Origin of the sequence: Ectothiorhodospira lacustris, from assembly GCF_022227845.1 — a bacterium.
Taxonomy (GTDB): domain Bacteria; phylum Pseudomonadota; class Gammaproteobacteria; order Ectothiorhodospirales; family Ectothiorhodospiraceae; genus Ectothiorhodospira; species Ectothiorhodospira lacustris.
On sequence record NZ_JAJNQN010000004.1, the window covers coordinates 166,114 to 187,318 of the forward strand.

The following is a 21,205-nucleotide window of genomic DNA, read 5'->3' on the forward strand; positions in this document are numbered from 1 at the left end:
TCAATACTTTGAAGCGCAACAAGCAACGCAACTCGGACGCAACTCACGACGAGAAACAAGCGCAACTCAGGCCCCCAAAAAACACCCCGCGAGTTGCGCCAGTTGCACCCCCTGTTGCGCCGGTTGCATGGCCCGCTGATGCGCGAGTTGCAGACCCCGAAACCGACCACCGGGAAGCGGCCCAGGCCAAGATCATCACCGCCTGCCTGGAGCTGGGAGCCGACCCTGAATCCGCCTTGAGCTGGTACAGCGATCCGGACGGCTGGCCGGACTTCGCCGCCAGGCCGATGGAGTGGGTACGCCTGGTGGTGGCCGATGCCTTGGAACAAGAGTTCATCCGCCCCGCTGGTGTCTGCCCGCTGGTGCCGGATGCCGACCAGAAGCCGGAGCCGGGGCCGCTGGATGATCTGCCCCTGCTGCCAGAGGATCGGCGATTCGCCCACGCCCGCACCCTGGGCCGCCAGAACCGGGCCGCCCTGCTGGACGGATACCGCCGCGCCTGGCTGGATGCCGCCGACCGGGAGCCGGTCCCGCACCGGAAGGACAACGTAGGCCGCCGGGCCGCCAATACCTGGCTTCTGAATGAAACCGATAACCGGGAGGCCGATCATGGCTGATTCCACTGAAATCGCATGGACCGACAGCACGTTCAACCCCTGGTGGGGCTGTTCCAAGGTGTCCCCCGGCTGCGCCAACTGCTACGCCGAAACTTTGGACAGGCGCACCGGCGGCAACCACTGGGAGGATTCGCCCAAGGCGTTGAGTGAATCCAACTGGAAAAAGCCGCACACCTGGAATAGGAAGGCAGAAAAGGAGGGAACGCGCCGCCTGGTGTTTTGTGGCTCCATGTGCGACTGGACAGACAAGAGCGCACCGGAGGGGCAACGTGACCGCCTGTGGGACACGATCAGGGCCACGCCTGCCCTGGACTGGCAACTGCTGACAAAACGCGCCCCAAGGATCAAGCATTGCCTCCCGGCAGACTGGGGGACCGGATACCGGAATGTCTGGCTTGGCGTGACCGCTGAGGACAGGAAGCACGGCATTCCCCGGATTCAGCAGTTGCGCGACGTGCCCGCCCTGGTGCGATTCCTGAGCGTTGAGCCATTGCTTGAGGATCTGGGGGATCTGGACCTGACCGGCATCCACTGGGTGATTGTTGGCGGGGAGTCTGGCCCAGGGGCAAGGCCGATGAAGCCGGAATGGGCTGAAGGCGTTTTGAGGCAATGTCGGGAGCAAGGCGTGCCCGCTTTCTTCAAGCAGTGGGGTGGGATGCGCGACAAAGGCGGATGCCTGATCCGGGGCCGTGAAATCAAGGAATGGCCGCACCCCGCGCCAAAACCGACCGCCTGAGAAGCCCTATAAGCGACGATCAGGCCCCAACCAATACCGTGGCATGGGTGGATTTCTGCCCACGCCCACAAAGGAATGACGAAAAATGAACGAGTATTTGACTACCGATGAGGCCGCCAGCTTGGTGGCTGACCCTGGAGCTTTCAAACGCATGGTGGATGATGGCGTGATTGCCTGCCGCATCATCGGCGGCAAGCGCGTGATTCACATCGACGCCCTGGAATCGTTGACCGATGACGGAAAACCGGCGCAGAAACGGAACGGGTCCTTCCCGACCGTCTGCCGCTACGGGGAATCGACGAGCGCGGGCTTTGCCAGTGAACCATAATCAAAACTTGATAGAAATCATTAGGTGAGCTTATGAAAGGTCATGGTGGAGCAAGACCCGGCGCAGGCCGGAAGCGGAAGGAAGCCCAGTCCGATTATATCGCGCAGTTCAACAAGGCCCGCGCCGAAAAGGAGACAGCCCTTGCCCGTCTCCGGCAGGCCGAGGCCGACGAGAAGGAGCGGGCATTGATCCGGGCTGAAGAAGTCCAGAACACCGTTTCTCGGAGCTTCAGCGTTGTCGCGCAATCCCTGCTGGCGATACCCGACCGCCTGGAGCGCGTCGGCATGTCCGGCGATCAGGCCGAGGAAGTGGAGCGGATCATCCACGCATCCATGGAAGGGTTGGCTGACAGCCTGGCCACACTCGGCACCGATCCGAACCCGGACAACGAAGCCGCCCGGCAATGGCTGCTGGACGGGTTGAGCAGATGAACGTGGCCCGTGCCGTTGAGCTATGGCGTGGCGGTGCCGGTCCCGACGAGATCCACCGGCTGACCGGCATCGACGTTGAAACCCTGCGGGACGCCTTGGCCGAGCGGCGCCTGATCCCGCCGCCCGCCATCGACGTGGACGTCCTGGACCGCATCGCGGATGCCATCGAATCGGATCAGCCCATCCCGGGTGACGCCCGGCAGTGGGTCATGGCCCGTCCCTGGAGGCGTGGCCGGTGAAGCATCCCGAGGACATGCCCGCACCTGAGCGGCTGGACTACCTGCGTGCCTGGCTGCTGAGCGGGATTGTCATGCCCGAACCCTGGCGTGCCTGGCTGCACCGATCACTCGTCACCGCCATCGATGACGGCGCAAGCCTGGACCAACTGCTGGGACTCCGGCCTGCACCTGGCGGCCGCACCCTGCAGACCCAGCGACTCAAGACCGAGCGGGATAGATACCTGCGCCGGGCATGGCGCCTGCTGCCGGGTTCGCCCTGGAGCCGATCCGTGGAATTGGCCGCCCGGGTTCGCCGCTACCAGTCCACCGGGTTCAAGCGGGACCAGGAACGCGGAGGCCCACCGGCGGATGATCCGGTCCGCGTTGAGCTGTTCCAGGCCATGTCTCGGATGGATTGCCCGACCGATTCCAGCGCCCTGCATCGCATCGTCAAAGACCGCTGACCGGCAGAAACTGCCCGGTATTACTGCCGCCCGATTCCTCGGAAACTGATCCCGAATCCACAATCGGGACCGTCGATGAACACCCAAAAATACTTCCGCCTTTTGGACGCCTGCGAAGACGCGCGCGCCCGTCACGCCGCCGCCCGGGACAAGCTGAGCGAAGCCCGCGAAGAATTGGCCGAGCTGTTGGCCCGGTCCCAAAACAAGGCCACGGCGCACCTGTTCGACCTTTGGCGGGCCTCTGCCGACGAGTGCCGGGAGATTGCCGACGAGCGCCGGGACTCTCCCGATGACATGACCACCGCTGACCGTCTGGGCATTGCGCCCGGCACAATGCGGAAAATTGCCGACCTGAAAGACGAGGTGGAGCGCCGGGAAGCGAACTTCGAGCGCATCCAGACCCAGGCCGGGCCGTGGCTGAACCTGTTCCCGAAACTGGCCGCCATCAAGCCGCCCGTGGGCCGTGGCGCCCGGATGCCGCGCCCTGAGGTTCAGGAGGAACGGGCACCTACCCAGGCCGCCGAGGTTCCCGATTTTGGCGGGTACACCCTGCATGGCCAGCAAGCCGCCGCACAATCCGCACCGAGTTTTGCCGCCATTGCCCGAGGGTTCCGCGAATGACCACCCATGCCAAACTGGAAGCCGATCTGGAGAAAGTCCGGGCCGAAATTGCCCGCGTTGAAGGCGAGATTGACCGCGTTGAACACGCGCCGCTGAGCCGGGCCGAGGCTGAAACCCGGATTGACGCGTGGGTTGACGCACAAGCAAGCCGGGCCGATCTGGACGCCTACGCCTTCACCGAGCCGGGAGGCCTGCCGGACCATATGAGGCCTTTCAGGGCCAACGTCCGCTCATTCCTTGGCGGTGACAATGACCTGTACGCATCCGCTGACCTGGATTTATCGGCCCTTTTCTGCGCCCTGGCACCCGAGCGGGTGAAGGAGCTGCTGAAGGCCCGTCTGCCTGCCGACTCCGAGGCCGGCGCACCGATGGCCGACCGGCCCGCCATCATCGCCAAGCTGCGGGACAAGCGCCGCGCCCTGGAGATCCGCGAAGAAGAAATCTGCGACTCCATTTTTGAGCTGACCGGCACCGAACCCGCCCGGCGCCCGGACGTTGACCTGGCCTTGATCCTGGCTGCCTAACCCGAGGAAACCACAAATGACCGTCATCCACGAAACCGCTCACAACGGCGCCTTTCTCGTCAGCGAGGGCAACGGGACTATCTCCCGCGAAACCATCACCGCCCTGGCCGACATGCTGCCGGGAACCGTCCTGGCCAGCAATGGCGCCGGATTCTTGCCGCTGGATCCTGAAGCCGATGACGGCTCCGAGATAGCCGCCGGGGTCTTGTTCGGCCATGCCACCGAAGGCGATCAGGCCGTGGCTGTGGTCCGCCTAGCTGAAGTCCGGGGGTCGGATCTGATCTGGCCCGAGGGCATCACCGGACCCGAGAAAGCCCAGGCCGTGGCGGATCTTGGCGCCCTGTCCATCGTCATCCGATGACATGGCCGACGACGACAAGCCCGAACCCGGGGATGCGCCCGAGGATGCGCCCGAGGATGCCCCCGAGGGTGAACCCGAGAAGCCCACGGGTCCAGCACCCGCGCCATTCCGCCCGTTCGGGGGATTCCGCCCCTTCCGCCGATTTTGAGGATTAACACATGCCCTTTTCCGTCATCACCAAAACCGGCCGCGGCTGGGAGCTGGCCAGCGAACCGCACCCGTCCGCCTTGGTCGCTGTCAGCGACATGGCCAGCCTGGACCAGCGCGGATTCTCACCGCGTTGTGTCGTTGACGGGGTGAACCGGGACGCCGCCATCAATGGCGAAGCGTTCACGCCCGTCTGCGACAACGAGCCGGGTTCCGTTCGGCGATTCCTGGCCACCAGCGCCCGGCCATCCTACGAGCCACCGAAAACGGAAGCACCGAAGGCATCCAGTCCCGCCGCGCTCACCGGGATGCCGGTCTATGCCGCCCTGCCGTTTGTTGTCTCGAATGGCAACCGGAGGATTCATCAAAGCGAATGGGAGGCCGCCTGCAAAGCCGGACGACTTCCCGAAGGTTTCACCGCCCGCCAGACCATGCCCGGTGGTGAAAGCCGGATTGTGCCTGACGCCGAAGTTAAAGCCGTCATGCAAAGCACCGGGTGATCCCGGCGGGGGATTGGTCGGCGAGTGCCCCCGGTCCAAATCGAACCCCGACAGCGAGCGGTCCACTGCTGGGACGCGGCTCGCACCCATCCAGGGAATCCGCCGAGCCTCCCGGCGGAGGCGTACCGGCAAGCCGCACCGGACCCGAAACGCGGCACCCATCGCAGAAGCCCGGAGAGATCCGGGCTTTTCTTTGTCCCGGTCCGATCTGTGCATGGCGGAATGAACCATGCATGGCTGCACGATCCGTTCCAGCAAGCAATACCGAGGCCATCAAATCGCAAGCCGCTGATTCTGAACGCCTGGATTTTCGCGTGGCCCAGCGATTGCATGGCGGGTGACACCGGGACCGGGGTCAGGGGTCGGCGGATACCCTGCCCAGGGCCGCACCGGGAGGCGGATCAGGGGCCGGCAGCGCCGCCCACCTGGGCCAGCACCGGCAGGGTGCCCGATCCGTTCACCCGCTGCCCGGATTGTTCCGCTTAGGAGCCCCAGGGGAGCCCAGCGGGGGAGGGGGAAGGCCGTGGGGGCGTTGGGCGGCTGTAAGTGTCTGATTTTATGGTGGGCCCGGTCGGACTCGAACCGACGACCAAGGGATTATGAGTCCCCTGCTCTAACCAACTGAGCTACAGGCCCAAGGGGAAGGAAATCAAGGATAGGGGAAGATACAAGAGATCGGGCGACAGGGGAAGCTTGTCCCGGGTTTTCCGGCATTTGCGGGGGGTGTTTCTGCCCCTGGCGTGGCGCGTCTTGTTGTTCACCGCCAGACCCGCACCCGCGTTTGCGGGGCGGCCTGGCGGTGAACCAGGCTTAATTATTCCAGTTATTCCATTATTTCAGTTATTCCAGATCCAGGAAACTGCGCAGCATCTCCGAGCGGGAGGGGTGGCGCAGCTTGCGCAGGGCCTTGGCTTCGATCTGGCGGATGCGCTCGCGGGTGACGTCGAACTGTTTGCCCACCTCTTCCAGGGTGTGGTCGGTGTTCATGTCGATGCCGAAGCGCATGCGCAGGACCTTGGCCTCCCGGGGGGTCAGGCTGGCCAGGACCTCGCGGGTGGTCTCCGACAGGCTTTCCCGGGTGGCGGATTCGATCGGAGACTGCACGTTCACGTCCTCGATGAAATCTCCCAGGTGGGAGTCCTCGTCGTCACCGATGGGCGTCTCCATGGAGATGGGCTCCTTGGCGATCTTGAGCACCTTACGCACCTTGTCCTCCGGCATCTCCATGCGCTGGGACAGCTCCTCCGGGGTGGCCTCCCGACCCATCTCCTGCAACATCTGCCGGCTGATGCGGTTGAGCTTGTTAATGGTCTCGATCATGTGCACCGGGATACGGATGGTGCGTGCCTGGTCGGCGATGGAGCGGGTGATGGCCTGCCGGATCCACCAGGTGGCATAGGTGGAGAACTTGTAGCCGCGGCGGTATTCGAACTTGTCCACCGCCTTCATCAGGCCGATGTTGCCCTCCTGGATCAGGTCCAGGAACTGCAGGCCGCGATTGGTGTACTTCTTGGCAATGGAGATCACCAGACGCAGGTTGGCTTCCACCATCTCCTTCTTGGCGCGGCGGGCTTTGGCCTCGCCGATGGACATGCGGCGGTTGATGTCCTTGATCTCACCGATGGTGAGGCTGGACTCTTCCTCGATGGTCACCAGACGCTTCTGGGCGCGCAGGATGTCATCCCGATGTTCCGCCAGCAGTTCCTTGTATTTGCTGGTCTTGCCCTTGAGGCAATCATCCAGCCATGTCAGGTTGGTTTCGTTTTCCGGGAAGGTGCGGATGAAGTCCTTGCGGGGCATCTGGCAGGTGTCCACGCACAGGCGCATGATGGCACGCTCCTGATTGCGGATACGTTCCACCATACCGTGCAGGTCCGCGGTGAGCTGATCCACCAGGCGGGGCACGAGCTTGAACTCCATGAAGTAGCGAGCCAGCTCCTCCCGGGCCTGGCGGTATTCTTCCCGCTTGTCGGCGCCGGCGTGGGCAATGGCCTTCTCGTACATGCCCTTCAGGTGGGTGAAGCGGATGCGGGCCTCTTCCGGGTCCGGACCGGTGTCCTCGGGGGCGGCTTCGTCGTCGCCGTCGTCGTCATCACCGTCGCCGTCGGCATCGCTGTCATCGCCGTCTTCCGCGGCCTTCACGGAAGGGGTGTCTTCCTTGGGCAGGGAGACGGCAGCGATTTCGTCGGCATTGGGGTCGATGAAGCTGACGACCACGTCCGTGAGCTTGGTTTCGCCCGCTTCCACCTGTTCCCACTCGGCCAGCAGTGAGGCGATGGACTGGGGGTAGTGAGCCAGGGCGAACAGCACCTGGGACAGGCCGTCCTCGATGCGTTTGGCAATCTGGATCTCGCCTTCGCGGGTGAGCAGTTCCACCGTGCCCATTTCGCGCATGTACATGCGCACCGGGTCGGTGGTGCGGCCGAATTCGCCATCCACGGAGGCCAGCGCGGCGGCGGCCTCTTCGGCGGCGTCGTCGTCGGTGGAGACGGAACTATCGGAGAGGATCAGGCTGTCGGAATCAGGCGCCTGCTCATGGACGGTGATGCCCATGTCGTTGATCATGGCGATGATATCTTCGATCTGTTCGGGATCGACGATGGTGTCCGGCAGGTGATCGTTCACCTCGGCATAGGTCAGGAAGCCCTGTTCCTTGCCTTTGGCGATGAGCTCCTTCAGGCGGGATTGCTGTTCTTCGTGATTCATGGAAACCTGCTCAAGCTGGGACCTGTGCGCAAACCGGGGAGGCTCTGGCCGGGACTGAAACGTTCAAGTATAGCACTCAATATGGGTCGCTACCATCTTCACCCGAAACAGGATGCTATCCTGCGGGTGGCCTTGATGCTGTGCGTGGCCTACTGAGGCTTCCTGATCAGCAAGGTTTTCAGTTCGGCCTTTTCATCATCCGACAAGGCCGCCCGGGACGCCTTGGCCAGCAAGGCCTCGGTGCGCTGCTGTATGTACTGTTGACGCAGGCGGCCCAGGGCATCCTGCAGCAGTTTCGGCACCGCTTCTTCCTGGCTGGGCGGCGGCTGCCATTGGGCCAATTTTAGTAGATGCCGGCCGGTTTCGCTGTCTCGCCAGCGCTCCAGTAGCCCCGCGGTTGTTAGATGGGGGTTCTGCCTGAGAGTTTCAAGCACTTGTACCAGGACTTTGACCCCCGGTGTGTTCAGGTGCTCAAGCCAGTGCATGTCACCCAGGTCCTGAGCCAGTGTCGGCTGGTCCAGCAGTACCGACAATGCCAGGCGTACCGGCGTGATCTCCAGTCGTTGCCGTCGGGTCGCCGGGGAGGGGCGGGGAGGGGGCGAGGGCGCCGGGGTGTCGTCGGGGGCACGCGGACCCAGACCCCGTTCGAACTGATCCGTGGAAACACTGGCCAGTTGCGCCAGTTCGTTGATGATCTGGGCTCGCAGCAGGCCTTCGGGCATGTCACGGATCAGCCGTGCGGCCTGGGCGCCCAGGGCGGCCCGACCTTCCCGGGTGCCGGCGTCATGGCGCTGCCGGAGTCCGTCGATGAGCACATCTGACAGGGGGCGGGCCTGACGCATGCGTGCCTGCAGACCTTCGGGACCTTCCCGGCGCACCAGGGTATCCGGGTCTTCACCTTCCGGCAGGAACAGAAAACGGACCTGACGCCCGTCCCGCATCACCGGCAGGGTCTGCTCCAGGGCACGCCAGGCGGCTTCCCGGCCGGCCCGATCACCGTCGAAGCAGAACACCAGGTGCGGGACCACCCGGAACAGTCGTTCCAGGTGATCCCGGGTGGTGGCGGTGCCCAGGGTGGCCACCGCATTGCGCAGGCCGAACTGGGCCAGGGCAATGACATCCATGTAACCTTCCACCACCAGCAGTTCCTCCAGCCGGGGAGAGGCCTTGCGGGCTTCATACAGGCCGTAGAGGTGTTGACCCTTATGAAACACAGGGGTTTCCGGGGTGTTCAGGTATTTGGGGTCGCCCGGCCCCAGCAGGCGACCACCAAAGCCCACCACCCGGCCGCGGCTGTCGCGGATGGGGAACATGATGCGGCCCCGGAACCGGTCATAGGGCGGGCCGCTGTCCCGACGGGTGGCCAGGCCGGCGCTGAGCAGTTCCTGTTCCTCAAATTCCCCGCTCAGGGTCCGGAGCAGGTCATCACGGACGTTGGGGGCAAAACCCAGGCGATAATCCCGGGCGATCTCGCCAGTAAGTCCCCGCTGCTTGAGATAGTCCACGGCCTCCGGGTGGTGCCTCAGGTTGTCGGTGAAATGGGCGGCGGCGGCCTCCTGGGCGGCGATGAGGCGCTGGAAGTCTTCGCTATCCCGGCGTCCCGGGCCGCTTTCCCGAGGGACGTCCATCCCGGCCCGTCGAGCCAGCTCTTCCACCGCCTCGACAAACTCCATGTTGTCGTACTCCATCAGAAAGCTGATGGCGGTGCCGTGGGCGCCGCAGCCGAAGCAGTGATAGAACTGCTTCTGCGGCGTGACATAGAAAGACGGGGTCTTTTCCGCGTGAAAGGGACAGCAGGCGGTATATTCCCGGCCCTGTTTCTTCAGGGTAACGCGGCTACCCACCAGCTCCACGATGTCGGTACGGGCCAGCAGTTCATCAATGAAGGTTTGGGGAATGCGGGACATGGACTTTCCTGGCCCTTCTCCCGCGAGGGGAGAAGGGCATGCCGGCGGCTGAATCAGTTCGCCATCGCGTCCTGCACCGACCGGAAACTACGGATGAACGGCTGATTGCGCCGGACTTCCGCCGGCAGGGCAGGGATGGCGCTGCGGGCGGCGTCGGCGGTGGCATAGGAGCCAAATATCAGCACATACAGGGTCTGTTCCCCACGCCGCATGGGGAACCAGGCGACATCTCCGGGCAGATTGGTGTTGCGGGCATAGTCCCGGACCGCCGCCTCATTGCCCCCGGCCAGAATCTGGACGGTGAAACGATCCGGAGACTGGGCGCGGAGCCACTGGACATCACGGATGCGTTTGCCGTCTGCCGTGGTCGGCGCCGGAGCGGGCGGTTGCGGTGCCGCTGGTGCCGGTTGCGCTGGTGCCGGTGCCGGTGCCGGTGCCGGTGCCGGTTGTGCCGGGGCGGGAGGTGCGGGCTCAGGCGCCGGCATCGATTCGGGTTCCGGCTCCGGTTCCGGCATCGGGGTCGGATCGGGTGCCGGTGCCGGTGCCGGTGCCGGGCGGGGCGGCGTGATTGGCACAGGCTGAACCGGTACCGGCTGCAGGATGCGGTCCTGAGGCTGTTCCACGGGTGCCGGCCGGGAGGGTTGCTGCGGCAACATGATGGGCTGGCTGAGGGTGGTATCCGGGGTATCGTCGCGACCCGTGAAGAGGCTGGTCAGGGTCAGTGCCACGGCCACCAGGACCACGCCGGCCACTGCCGGCGCAAACCAGCGCTGCTGCCAGAAGGCCGCAGCGGTGCCGGTGCCGTCGTCGTCGTCGGTTTCCTCGTCTTCGGGTGCCGTGGAAGCGCCCGGGTTGCCGAACAGGGCGGCAAGGCGCTTGTTGGCGAGGGTATTGATGCGTCCGGGCAACCCTGCGGAATCCCGGTGGATCGCCTGGATCGCATCATCGTCCAGCAATCGGGGGTTTTCCAGACCGGCGGCCTGAAGCCGGTGACGCAGATAGGCGGCCGTCTGCTCCCGGGTAAAGGGGCGCATCTGCACGGTCATTTGCGTTTCCGGGGTGTCCAGGGACTCATCCAGGGTGCTCAGACGTTCTTCAATCTCCGGTTCGCCCACCAGCAGCAGGCCGAAACATCGATCGGTCTGATCATGGACATGGCGCCGGGTCTGAACCAGCTCCGCCAGGACTTCCGAGTCAAGCAGATGGGCATCGTCAATGGCCAGTATGGGGCGCATACCCTGCTGGATCATGGCGGTCATGAAACCGTCCAGATGATCACCGCCCTGGGGCGGGGCCGCATCCTTCCAATACTGACGCACGGTGTAGTCGATGGCCGCCAGGCTGATGTTGGCGCGGGCCTTGAAGGCACAGAAGTCCAGGTTCTCTCGGCCCTGCCCCAGTATCTTCAGCAGCTGGGTACTCTTGCCCACGCCCAGCTCGCCCTTGAGGATGACGATGTTCTGGTCATTGCGTAGATGTTCAAGGACCACGTTCACCGGCATGTCGGTGGCCGGATCCGTGTAGAGGAATTCCTCGTTGGCGACTGGACCGAAAGGTTGTTGCTGGAGTCCGAGTCTTTCGAGACAGTCGGCGGACAGCATGTCGTTGGCCATGGCTTACCTGGGTGTCATGAGAGTGTGTTCGGGTCGAACAGGCGACCGTACTCGGCAATGGCAAAACGATCGGTCATGCCTGCCAGATAGTCTGCGATGGCGCGGGCCCGGCCGGTGTCGCCGGATTCCGCCGCCAGGCGTTTCGCCTTGTGTTCATGTTCGGTGGGCAACAGCGCAGGGTCGGCCATGTAGGCCTGGAACAGCGCTGTCAGCACCCCGGCTGCCTTGACGGTCATGCGCTTGACCCGGTAATGCCGGTAGAGATGCTGACGCAGAAACCGTTTCAATTCAAGGTTATATTCCCGGATCTGTGGACTGAAGCAAATCAGGGGGCGGGGCTGCAGGCGCACGGCCTCCAGGCTGTCCGGGGCGGCCTCGATGATGCGGGCCCGGCTGCTGTCTATCAGGTCTGTGACCAGACGGTTGATCATACGGCGGATCACTTCGTGGCGGGTGCGTTTTTCACTCAGCGTCGGGAAGCGGGTGCGCACCTCATGGAAGGCCTCCCGGAACAGGGTGACTTCCAGAAGCTGATCCACGGTGATCAGCCCCGAGCGCAGACCGTCATCCACGTCGTGGTTATTGTAGGCGATTTCGTCCGCCAGGTTGTTGAGCTGGGCCTCCAGGCTGGGCTGATGGCCGAGGAGGAAACGGGCCCCGACATCGCCCAGGGTGGGTGCCGCCGTCGGGGTGCAATGCTTGAGGATGCCTTCCCGGGTCTCGAAGGTCAGGTTCAGGCCGTCGAACTCCGCGTAATGGGCCTCCAGCACATCCACCACCCGCAAGGACTGCAGATTGTGCTCGAACCCGCCGTAATCGGCCATGCACAGGTTCAGGGCATCCTGACCGGCATGACCGAAGGGGGTGTGACCCAGGTCGTGGGCCAGGGCAATGGCCTCGGTGAGGTCTTCGTTGAGACGCAGCACCCGGGCGATGGCACGGGCGATCTGTGCCACTTCCAGGCTATGGGTGAGGCGAGTACGGAACAGGTCCCCCTCGTGATTGACGAATACCTGGGTCTTGTATTCCAGACGCCGGAAGGCGGTGGAATGGATGATGCGGTCCCGGTCGCGCTGAAACTCGCTGCGATAGCGGGGCGGGTCTTCAGGGTGATGGCGCCCCCGGCTGCTGCACTCATGCGCCGCATAAGGGGCGAAGCGCTCGGGTTCCATGGCGGGCGCCGGATGGGTGTTCATGGGCGGGCCAAGGCCTCCAGGGTATCGTCCAGGGCGAGGGGATCGAAGTCGGCGGTGACCAGTGACTGTCCGATGCCCCGCATGAGCACCAGTCGCAGCCGACCTTGCCGGACCTTCTTGTCCACCGCCATCAACTCCCGAAACCGGGTTGCGGAGAGTCCCGGCGGGGCCTCGACGGGCAGCCCCGCGGCATGGATCAGGGCCGTGATACGTTCCATGTCGGACTCGCCCATCCAGCCCATGCGGCAGGACATCCGTGCGGCCATCACCATGCCCATGGCCACGGCCTCGCCGTGCAGCCAGCGGCCGTAGCCCAGTCCGGTCTCGATGGCGTGGCCGAAGGTATGGCCCAGGTTGAGCAGGGCGCGGCGGCCGGATTCCCGCTCATCCTCCGCCACCACCCGTGCCTTGTCGGCGCAGGCGCGGCGGATGGCGAAGGCCAGGGCCTCCGGGTCTCGCGCCCGCAGGCGGGGGAGGTGCTGTTCCAACCACTGGAAGAATTCCGGATCATCGATGAGGCCGTACTTGATCACCTCGGCGATGCCGGCGCTCAGTTCCCGGTCGGGCAGGGTGTTGAGGGTGTCGGTGTCGATCAACACCAGACGGGGCTGGTGAAAGGCCCCGATCATGTTCTTGCCCAGAGGGTGATTGACGCCGGTCTTGCCGCCGACGGACGAGTCCACCTGGGAGAGCAGGGTGGTGGGGACCTGAATGAAATCGATACCCCGCTGATAGCTGGCGGCGGCAAAGCCGGTGATGTCGCCGATCACCCCGCCGCCCAGGGCGATCAGTACGGCACCGCGGTCCAGGCGCCGCTCCAGCAGGGCAGTGTAGATCGCATCCAGGGTCTGCAGATTCTTGAACTGCTCGCCATCGGGCAGGACCACCGTCTCCACCGGGCCGGAACCGGTCCGGGCCAGGGTCCGGGTGAGGGTATCCAGATAGAGGGGCGCGATGGTTTCGTTGGTGACCACCATGGTCCGCCGGCCCTCAAGGGCCTGGGCAAACCGCGCCGGTTCGTCAAGAAGACCCCGGCCGATATGAATCGGATAGCTACGTTCGTCAAGATCAACGGTGAGTGTGTCCATAGGGCCATCATACTCGACGTGTGAAAACCAAGACCAGATGCGGTAAGCCGGGATGAATGCGTCAGGTTCCCACCACCTGGTCCGCACCCACACCGCGGGGGGGTGCGGCAGCCCCCCCCGGTCGCCGGAAACGCCGGGCAATGGTCCTGACCGTACCGCGCAGATGTTCCCGGTCGGTGTCCACGATCAGGTGGGCGATTTCCCGGTACAAGGGGTCGCGGGTACGGAACAGTGCTTCCAGGCGGGCGCGGGGATTGTCGGTCTGCAACAGGGGGCGGTTGCGGTCCCGGGAGGTGCGTCGTAGTTGGGTATTCACCGAGGCGCGCAGATAGACCACCAGACCGCACCGGGCGAGCCGGGTCCGGTTCTCCGGGCGCATCACCACGCCGCCGCCCGTTGCCAGCACGATGCCCTGACGATTGCACAGATCGTCGATCACGGCCGATTCCCGGTCCCGGAAACCGGTCTCGCCCTCGTATTCGAAGATGGTGGGGATGTCCACCCCGGTGCGCCGCTCGATTTCCTTGTCGCTGTCCACGAAGGGCAGATGCAGATAGGTGGCCAGGTGGCGGCCCACGGTGGATTTGCCGGCACCCATGGGGCCGATGAGGATGATGTTGGACATGCCGGCCAAGACGGGGAATCCCACTCGTTTCACGTGGTTGCGATGGTGGCATGGAGCGGTGAAGGATGGCAAATGCAGCGGACATGTCGGCGGTGGTGGAAGTGGATTACACTCGGGCAAGGACCGCTGTCATTCCAGTGCGCACTTCACCATGGAGTCATTCGCATGATGCAAAAGACCCTGCTTTCCCGTTCCGTGACGGCTCTGATCCTGCTGCCGGCGCTCATGCTCGGGGGGTGTGGCCAGACCAGTTACAGCGCCGATGAGCGCATGGAGCGCGCCCTGACCTTTCAGGCGGAAGGCGACCTGCGCGCCGGGATGATCGAATACAGAAACATCCTGCAGACAGAACCTAATCATGTGGAGGCCCGCTGGCGACTGGGGGTGGCCCATCTGGAACTGGGTGAGGCCGCCGCCGCCGAGGGTGAATTTCGGCGGGCTATGCACCTGGGTTGGGACGCGCCCGAAGCCGCGGTACTCATGGCCCGCGCCCAGCAGATGCAGGGCCGGTTCGACAGTGTGGTCAGCGGCCTTGATCCGGACCGTCTGCAGCGCCCCGAGGACATCCGTGACGCCGAAGTGCTGATGGGCTGGGCACTGCTGGGGTTGGAGCGTCCCGATGATGCCGCCGATGCCTTCCGCAAGGCGCTGGAACTGGCACCCCATCATGCCCCCGCCCTGACCGGACTGGCCCAGGTCCACCTGCTCAAGGGAGAGATCGACCGTGCCAGGCTTCGCCTGACCGAAGCCCTGGAACACCAGCCCGACTACACCGATGCCTGGGATCTGCTGGGAGAGATCTTCCGCACCCAGGGACGTCTGGATGATGCCGAGCAGGCCTTCACCCGCATGATCGAAAGTGCCGCCATGCCGTACATGGGCCACTTCAAGCGGGCCCTGACCCGCATTGCCCGTCAGAACTGGGAGGGGGCCAATGAAGATCATCGGGCGTTGGTGCGACTGGGCAACGACCTGCCGGCCACGGCCTACATCGACGGCATGATCCGATTCCATGGGCGTGATTTCCAGGGCGCCGTGCGCGCACTGGAAACCGCTCTGCGCGGCAATCCCGGCTATCTGCCGGCCCTGTTCTTTGCCGGCGCCGCCCACTATGCCCTGGGCAATCTCCAGCAGGCCGATACCCATCTGGGCCGTTTCGTGCGGGTACAGCCCGACTCGGTTGCGGCCAATCGGTTGCTGGCTGCCGTCCGCCTGCAGGCCGGACAGGTGGAAGATGCCGAGGTACTCCTGGATCGCGCCCTGGCCCGGGATCCGGCAGACCTGCTGGCCCTTGAGCTGATGGCGGGCGTCCATGCCATGCGCGGCGATGCCGCGGCCGGCATCGGTTTGCTGCGGGAACGGGTGGCGCTGGATCCGGAATCCATTCCCGCTCGCATGAGACTGGCCCGAGCCCTGATCGAAGGCGGTGAGCGAGTGGCCGGGCTCAAGGAGCTGGAATCCCTGCAATCCCTTATTCCTGATGAGCAGATGCTGGAACTGGCTACGGTGGTGCGGCTGCTGGAAGAACGCAATTTTCAGGAGGCCCTGACCCTGGCGCAGGAGCTGGATGAAAAGCAGCCGGATCGGGCCGCGCTCAGCAACCTGATCGGCGTGGCGCATCTGGGGCTGGGGGATCTGGCCCAGGGCCGGGAGTCCTTTGAACGGGCCCGGCGCCAGGAACCCGGTAATCTCATTGCCACCCGGAATCTGGCGGTGTTGGCGATGCAGATGGAGGGGCCGGATCAGGCCCGGCAGATTCTGGAGTCCTCCCTGCAGCAACGTCCCGATGACCATCGGCTGTTGCTGCTGCTGGCCAACCTGGAAGAAAACCGGGGTGACCGGACCCGGGTCGGCCCCTTGCTGGAGCGAGCGGTGGCCGCCGCCCCCGAGGCGTTGGAACCAAAGATCCTGCTGGCCCGTTACTACCTTAACAACGATGAGTCCCGGCGTGCCGTCTCCCTGCTGGAGGGGTTGCGTGCCGCCAACCCGGATAATCCCGCTCTGCTGGAAACCCTGGCCCTGTCCCAGGCGGCGTCCGGGCAGGTGGACAATGCCATCACCCATCTGAGGCGCCTCACCGAGATCGCGCCACGGAATGCGGAAACCCATTATCGTCTGGGTCTGCTGCAGCACCAGGCAGGGCGCCCGGCCGAGGCCCGAGGCGCCCTGGCCCGGTCCCTGGAGCTGGATGCAGAGCATCTGGGTGCCCTGGCGGCCCTGGCCGACCTGGAGCGGGAGGCGGGGCGTCCACAGGAAGTTCTGACCCTGTCCCGCCGCCTGCAGTCCCTGGAGGCCGGCCGTGCCTTCGGGTGGTTGTTGGAGGGGGATGTTCACTACGCGGCCGAGTCCTTCGGCAAGGCGGCCGACGCCTATGAGTCCTCCTATCAGGCCCAGGCCACCACCGAGTCCGCCATCAAATACTTCGAGGCCCGGCGCCGGGCAGGGGATCTGCAACAGGCCCGTCGACTGCTGGCCGGCAGGGTGGACGCGGTGCCCGCCGATGCCCAGTCGCGGATGGTGCTTGGCACGTCCTTCCTGGAAACGGAGGAATACGACCGGGCGCTGCCCCATTATGAAATCCTGGTGGAGCAGGTGCCGGGCAATGCCATCTTACTCAACAATCTCGCCTTCATGTATCTGAGACAGGGGGACGAGCGCGCCCTGGCAATGGCCCGGGAAGCCCATCGACTGGCCCCCGAGATTCCTCACATCCAGGACACCCTGGGCATGGCCCTGCTGGCGCAGGGGGATACCGTCGAGGCCCTCCGATTGATCCAGGCCGCTCGCGAGGCCCTGCCGGATGATCCCACCATCGGCTATCACCATGCCCTGGCCTTGCATCACAACCAGCGTTCGGCAGAAGCCCGTGCCGTGCTTGAGTCCTTGCTGGCCAAGTCTGGTGCCTTCAGCGAGCGTGCGGCGGCCGAGGCCCTGCTGTCGCAACTGAAGTGACGGTCGCTTGACCCGGCCCCTGCACCTGCGGGGCCGGGTCTTGTGCATCAAAAAATGCGCAGTGCTGTGTACACTCAAGGACTCAAGGACGAACATCTGGCGAGAGGTGCCGACCCATGTTGCCTGCATGTGCTGTGCGTTATTACCGTACCGGGCGGTACGGAGGATTTTCCCTGACCGAGGTCCTGGTGGCCCTGGTCGTGTTGTCCATCGGCCTGCTGGGGCTGGCGGCCCTGCAACTGAACGGTCTCAAGGGGGCACATTCCGCCTATCAGCGCACCCTGGCAAGCGTGATCGCCGTGGATGCCGGCGAGCGGCTGTGGCTGAGTCTGAGTCCGGATTATCCGTTCCAGGACCCGGAAGATGTCGAAGCCGACTGGCTGGGCTACTGGCAGGACAGTACGGATTCCCCCTCCCCTGATGCCGACAAGGCCACCTTGCCGGGCTTCAGTGCCAGTTCCATTGACCCTGACCCTGACGATGGGGGATGGATCATCACCGTGCGCTGGTCCGAGGGACGATTTGACGAGCCCTCCGGTCAGTCGGTGTTCGAGTACCGCCTCACCCTGCCGACAGGGGGTGGCTTATGAGCGCACCTTCCTCTTGCCGGATTCCCTTGCCGCGCCAGTCGGGCCTGTCCCTGGTGGAACTGATGGTGGCCATGGTCTTGGGCCTTCTGCTGCTGGCGGGGGTGATCCAGGTCTTTCTGGGCAACCAGACCGCCTATCGGGAGACTCAGCGCCTGGCCGCCCTCCAAGAGGCCATCGGCTACGGCGTGGACTTCATGGTCCGGGACATCCGGGGCGCCAGTGCCCTGGAGCATGACAACGGGGTACTCCGGGTGACCCGTGATCGGGATCTGGCCTGGTGCGGTGTTGATGTGGGGGTAGGGGATGTCTTCTACTTCGTGGCGGCCGGTGGTCTGCGCTGCGGCGACGGCGCCACCCAGAACCATGAGCTGGTGCCGGGGCTGAAGGATGGATCCATGGTCATCAGCCCGATACCGGGCAATGGCCAAACCATCGGCGTCCGTATCAGCCTGGTTTTTGAAAGCCGTTCCGCCCCCAATCAGCCCGTCCATGAGCACTTTGTGCAATTTCATGTGGCGCTGCGCAACGCCCTTCTGCCTTACGTTCAATAGCCTCTTGCCTGCACCGAACTCTGAACCAGTTCAAGGTTTTCCGGGTATCGGGTTGCTCTAATGGATGAATCGAGGCGACAGACGGACTTGTCAGGGAGGTTGAGATGTCCATTTCTCCGGTTCGCGAGCGGGGTGCCGTGCTGGTGGTCAGCCTGGTGCTTCTTGTCCTGGCCACCCTTGTGGGCGTGAGCGGCATCAGCACGGCGCTGATCCAGGAAAGGATTGCCGGTAATCACAAGCAGATCTCCGATGCCTTCATGGCGGCGGAGAGCGGGCTGGTCAATGTTGTTAATGTGCTGGCGGATGCATCTGCTGACGCCTGGGATTCGGAAGAGGGCATGCTGGCGGCCATCGGCGGTAGCGGTCCCCATTATGTGAGTGGCCCTGGCGGTGCTTACTGGACGGCTGAAGTCGACTATCCCTACTTGGATGATGAGCGCCACGCTGAAATCACGGTGACCGGGGAGGCTGCGGGCATTGGCGCACGTCGTGTGCTCAAGCTGAACGTGGATCGGTATCTTGGCCCCCCCGGTTCGGGGGATCCGGTGCCTGATTCCGCCTATACCTGCATCGGTGCCGCCTGTGAGCTGGCCCGGGTGCTGCCGAAACAAGGCAAGCTTTACTACAATGGCGGGGACTGGCTTCCCCCCAGCGAACTCTCTTGCGAAGTCGGTAACTGTTTAACAGGCACCCTTCTGGACGAAGCGGAATCCATGGCAGGTATCCACCTGGTGTCATCCGAGGGTCATCTGACGGAGTCCGAGACACTCGATATCCTCTCTGATCTGCCGGCGCAAATAACCGGCGAGCCCCAGATAAAGGTCACACTGCCGGATGCTTTTGGCGGCCCTCCGGGGGGGCGCGGCTGGCAGGAGTATGTGCATGAGTTGCTCAATGGCCGCTCCGAAATGGTTTCCACGCTTGAGCTTGGCCTCTCCGCGGACACCGGCAGTCTTGGCCTCGGTGACTTGGTTCACACCGAGACGCCGGGTGTCTACCACATCACCGGCTCCGGCAGCATCGGCCTGTCTGAGAACGTTCATGGCGCTGGTGTTCTGGTCATTTCCGGCGGCATGTCCGATAACATCATGCACACAGTCAATCTTTTTCCCTCAAAGGGGACGTTCATTTTTGAAGGGCTGGTCATCCTTGTGAACGGCGCCATCGTGAACACCGAATTGGCCAATATCAGCATCTACGGGGCGGTGGTTACCCTGCTCGACGAGCATGCGGAATCGGGTGGTGGATTGATGGGCAATGTGGATATCCGCTACAGCAGCAAGGCCTTGGAGCAGTTGACCGAACACCGCCTCTGGGATCCCCTCCGCCCGGAGTTCACATGGACCTGGCGTGAAGTGATGGACCAAGGTCAGGACATATGATTTGACCCAGTGCGCGACAAGCCCCGCCGTTCAGGGCGGGGAGGGATATCATGTTCTTATGAACCTACGGTCGGGCGGACTTTGCAACCTCTCGGCAGGAATCCCCTTCCCTCAAAGATAGAGGGGCGTCAAGCGATCTGGTCCTCGCAGTGATCAGGTCATTCCCGCGAAGGCGGGAATCCAGTCAAATTGAAATCCCGGACTCCCGCCTTCGCGGGAATGACGGCGAGGGGGCGGAACTCCCTTGGCCGCGGGCATGTGTGCGCCGTCTTCTTATCCTTTCTTCATGCCTTCAGCATGATTTTCTCCGTCAGTTTTTTTTACACAATTATGTGGTTGGGCGGCAAGGGTTTACTTACCGGCTTGATTTTTTAGGTGTTTCTTTATTGGCTTGGTGTTTGCATTGAGCTCCCGGGTCAAGCATTGAAATGCTCTACCGCCGCATAACAATAAATAGGGGACTCCATCTATGAAGGCCAGAGTATGCGCCCTTGGGCTCGCTTTGTTGTTTGCTTTACCCGCAGGCGGGCATGCCGCGGCCATCGTTGGTGGCTTTAATGGCAACACCCTTGCCCCTAATGACGATAACTCCACCGGGCTTGTCGATATCGGGTTTGAGGCGAACTTCTTTGGTATGACATTCAGCCAACTTTACGTGAACAATAACGGTAATGTGACTTTTGGGTCTCCGTTGGCGGCATTTACACCTTTCGATCTGACATCGACGGGCAGACAGATCATTGCCCCGTTTTTCGCCGATGTGGATACTCGCATGGCTGGTGATCCCGTCACCTTCGGTATGGGCGTGTTTGACGGCCGTGGTGCATTCGGGGTCAACTGGATCAATGTTGACTATTTTTCGAGCAGCGAGACCCATACCAGCAGAAACAGTTTCCAGTTGATTCTGGTGGACCGGTCGGATGTCGCTCCGGGAGATTTTGACTTCATTTTCAACTACGACCAGATTCAGTGGGAAACCGGGACTTTCAGTGGGGGAGACGTGAATGGCCTTGGTGGAAACTCTGCGCGGGTCGGCTTCTCCAACGGTACTCGTGATCCTGGAACCTTCTTCGAGCTGTTCGGTTCGGCCATCAATGGAGCCTTTTTGGATGGTGGCCCCAATGCGCTGGTATCAAACCGCTTGAACAGCGATGTTGACGGCAGGTACGTGTTCAGTGCGCGCAGTGGTGGTGTGGCTGTTGATGCCTCTCCGGTCCCCGCGCCCGCAACCATTGGCCTTTTGGGCATCGGATTGCTTGGATTGGCTGCAATACGCAGACGCGGCTGATTTTCGAAAACACCCACGTCCAAGGCCTCGCCCTCGGGCGAGGTTTTTTTTTGATGCCCGCCCCGCCGACACGAGAGCAGAACGGCCTTGGCCCTCTCGGGCATCCACTGGACAGGGAGCATGTCCAGAGACTCCTGCGCGGGGTTTCTGAGAAAACGACTTTTGGCTTTTGACAGGAGAACGTCACTCCCGCGAAAGCGGGAGTCCTGGGCATTCGGCCATCTTTCCCTGGATTCCCGCCTTCGCGGGAATGACGGCGAGAGGCCCCTTGGTTGGAAACTTCCGCGGGAATGACGGCGGGAGGGCGCCTTCAACCTGAATGACCGCATCTCCGCTCTTGATTCTGGTTTGTTATGTTAT

The 21,205-nt window shown here is 63.5% G+C and carries 20 protein-coding genes, 1 tRNA gene and 1 pseudogene; 15 read left to right on the plus strand and 7 right to left on the minus strand.

Features of this window, described 5'->3' with window-relative positions; all coding sequences use genetic code 11:
• Positions 1-236: 236 nt before the first annotated feature.
• From LQ956_RS05060 to LQ956_RS05105, 10 genes are all read left to right on the plus strand, one after another.
• Complete coding sequence (locus LQ956_RS05060) at positions 237-617, plus strand: hypothetical protein (protein ID WP_238629580.1); 381 nt, start codon at positions 237-239, stop codon at positions 615-617.
• Complete coding sequence (locus LQ956_RS05065) at positions 610-1,353, plus strand: DUF5131 family protein (RefSeq protein WP_238629579.1); 744 nt, start codon at positions 610-612, stop codon at positions 1,351-1,353. Before LQ956_RS05060 ends, LQ956_RS05065 begins: the two co-directional genes overlap by 8 nt.
• Positions 1,354-1,438: 85 nt before the next feature.
• Complete coding sequence (locus tag LQ956_RS05070; RefSeq protein ID WP_238629578.1) at positions 1,439-1,681, plus strand: MerR family transcriptional regulator; 243 nt, start codon at positions 1,439-1,441, stop codon at positions 1,679-1,681.
• A gap of 32 nt (positions 1,682-1,713) precedes the next feature.
• Entirely contained in the window at positions 1,714-2,112 is a 399-nt protein-coding gene (locus LQ956_RS05075) for a DUF1441 family protein (protein ID WP_238629577.1), read from the plus strand.
• A complete protein-coding gene (locus LQ956_RS05080; RefSeq protein ID WP_238629576.1) occupies positions 2,109-2,351 on the plus strand; it encodes a hypothetical protein in 243 nt (80 codons plus the stop codon). Before LQ956_RS05075 ends, LQ956_RS05080 begins: the two co-directional genes overlap by 4 nt.
• Entirely contained in the window at positions 2,348-2,794 is a 447-nt protein-coding gene (locus tag LQ956_RS05085; RefSeq protein ID WP_238629575.1) for a hypothetical protein, read from the plus strand. The genes LQ956_RS05080 and LQ956_RS05085 overlap by 4 nt, the downstream gene beginning before the upstream one ends.
• A gap of 75 nt (positions 2,795-2,869) precedes the next feature.
• Positions 2,870-3,415, plus strand: coding sequence for a hypothetical protein (locus LQ956_RS05090; RefSeq protein WP_238629574.1), 546 nt, complete (start codon positions 2,870-2,872; stop codon positions 3,413-3,415).
• The gene (locus tag LQ956_RS05095; RefSeq protein ID WP_238629573.1) at positions 3,412-3,939 is read left to right on the plus strand and encodes a hypothetical protein; all 528 of its coding nucleotides are present in this window, start codon (positions 3,412-3,414) and stop codon (positions 3,937-3,939) included. The genes LQ956_RS05090 and LQ956_RS05095 overlap by 4 nt, the downstream gene beginning before the upstream one ends.
• 16 nt (positions 3,940-3,955) lie before the next feature.
• Positions 3,956-4,300 (plus strand): head decoration protein, encoded by a 345-nt coding sequence (locus LQ956_RS05100; RefSeq protein WP_238629572.1) that lies wholly within the window; start codon positions 3,956-3,958, stop codon positions 4,298-4,300.
• A gap of 158 nt (positions 4,301-4,458) precedes the next feature.
• Positions 4,459-4,947, plus strand: coding sequence for a hypothetical protein (locus tag LQ956_RS05105; protein WP_238629571.1), 489 nt, complete (start codon positions 4,459-4,461; stop codon positions 4,945-4,947).
• A 559-nt stretch (positions 4,948-5,506) separates the two neighbouring features.
• Here LQ956_RS05105 and LQ956_RS05110 read toward each other — a convergent pair.
• From LQ956_RS05110 to aroK, 7 genes and pseudogenes are all read right to left on the minus strand, one after another.
• Positions 5,507-5,583 (minus strand) — tRNA-Ile (locus LQ956_RS05110).
• A gap of 204 nt (positions 5,584-5,787) precedes the next feature.
• A pseudogene (gene rpoD / locus LQ956_RS05115) lies at positions 5,788-7,659 on the minus strand (RNA polymerase sigma factor RpoD); the annotation flags it as partial.
• A gap of 143 nt (positions 7,660-7,802) precedes the next feature.
• On the minus strand, positions 7,803-9,560 hold the full coding sequence (dnaG, locus tag LQ956_RS05120; RefSeq protein WP_238629570.1) for a DNA primase: 1,758 nt from the start codon (positions 9,558-9,560) through the stop codon (positions 7,803-7,805).
• 53 nt (positions 9,561-9,613) lie between these two features.
• Positions 9,614-11,173: an AAA family ATPase gene (locus LQ956_RS05125; protein WP_238629569.1), complete on the minus strand. Its 1,560-nt coding sequence runs from the start codon at positions 11,171-11,173 to the stop codon at positions 9,614-9,616.
• Between the two features lie 14 nt (positions 11,174-11,187).
• Positions 11,188-12,369 carry a deoxyguanosinetriphosphate triphosphohydrolase gene (locus tag LQ956_RS05130; RefSeq protein ID WP_238621072.1) on the minus strand — a complete coding sequence of 394 codons (1,182 nt, stop codon included), beginning with the start codon at positions 12,367-12,369 and terminating at the stop codon, positions 11,188-11,190.
• Positions 12,366-13,457 carry a 3-dehydroquinate synthase gene (gene aroB, locus LQ956_RS05135; RefSeq protein WP_238621073.1) on the minus strand — a complete coding sequence of 364 codons (1,092 nt, stop codon included), beginning with the start codon at positions 13,455-13,457 and terminating at the stop codon, positions 12,366-12,368. Before aroB ends, LQ956_RS05130 begins: the two co-directional genes overlap by 4 nt.
• A 61-nt stretch (positions 13,458-13,518) precedes the next feature.
• Positions 13,519-14,082, minus strand: coding sequence for a shikimate kinase AroK (gene aroK, locus LQ956_RS05140; protein WP_238621074.1), 564 nt, complete (start codon positions 14,080-14,082; stop codon positions 13,519-13,521).
• A gap of 165 nt (positions 14,083-14,247) precedes the next feature.
• Between aroK and prsT the strand changes: the two genes are divergently transcribed.
• From prsT to LQ956_RS05165, 5 genes are all read left to right on the plus strand, one after another.
• A complete protein-coding gene (gene prsT / locus LQ956_RS05145) occupies positions 14,248-17,034 on the plus strand; it encodes an XrtA/PEP-CTERM system TPR-repeat protein PrsT (RefSeq protein WP_238629568.1) in 2,787 nt (928 codons plus the stop codon).
• 116 nt (positions 17,035-17,150) lie between these two features.
• A complete protein-coding gene (gene pilV / locus LQ956_RS05150) occupies positions 17,151-17,624 on the plus strand; it encodes a type IV pilus modification protein PilV (protein WP_238629567.1) in 474 nt (157 codons plus the stop codon).
• On the plus strand, positions 17,621-18,175 hold the full coding sequence (locus LQ956_RS05155; protein WP_238629566.1) for a PilW family protein: 555 nt from the start codon (positions 17,621-17,623) through the stop codon (positions 18,173-18,175). The genes pilV and LQ956_RS05155 overlap by 4 nt, the downstream gene beginning before the upstream one ends.
• Positions 18,176-18,279: 104 nt before the next feature.
• Positions 18,280-19,557, plus strand: coding sequence for a PilX N-terminal domain-containing pilus assembly protein (locus tag LQ956_RS05160; protein ID WP_238629565.1), 1,278 nt, complete (start codon positions 18,280-18,282; stop codon positions 19,555-19,557).
• A 469-nt stretch (positions 19,558-20,026) separates the two neighbouring features.
• Positions 20,027-20,845, plus strand: coding sequence for a nidogen-like domain-containing protein (locus tag LQ956_RS05165; RefSeq protein WP_238629564.1), 819 nt, complete (start codon positions 20,027-20,029; stop codon positions 20,843-20,845).
• The last annotated feature ends 360 nt before the right edge of the window (positions 20,846-21,205 follow it).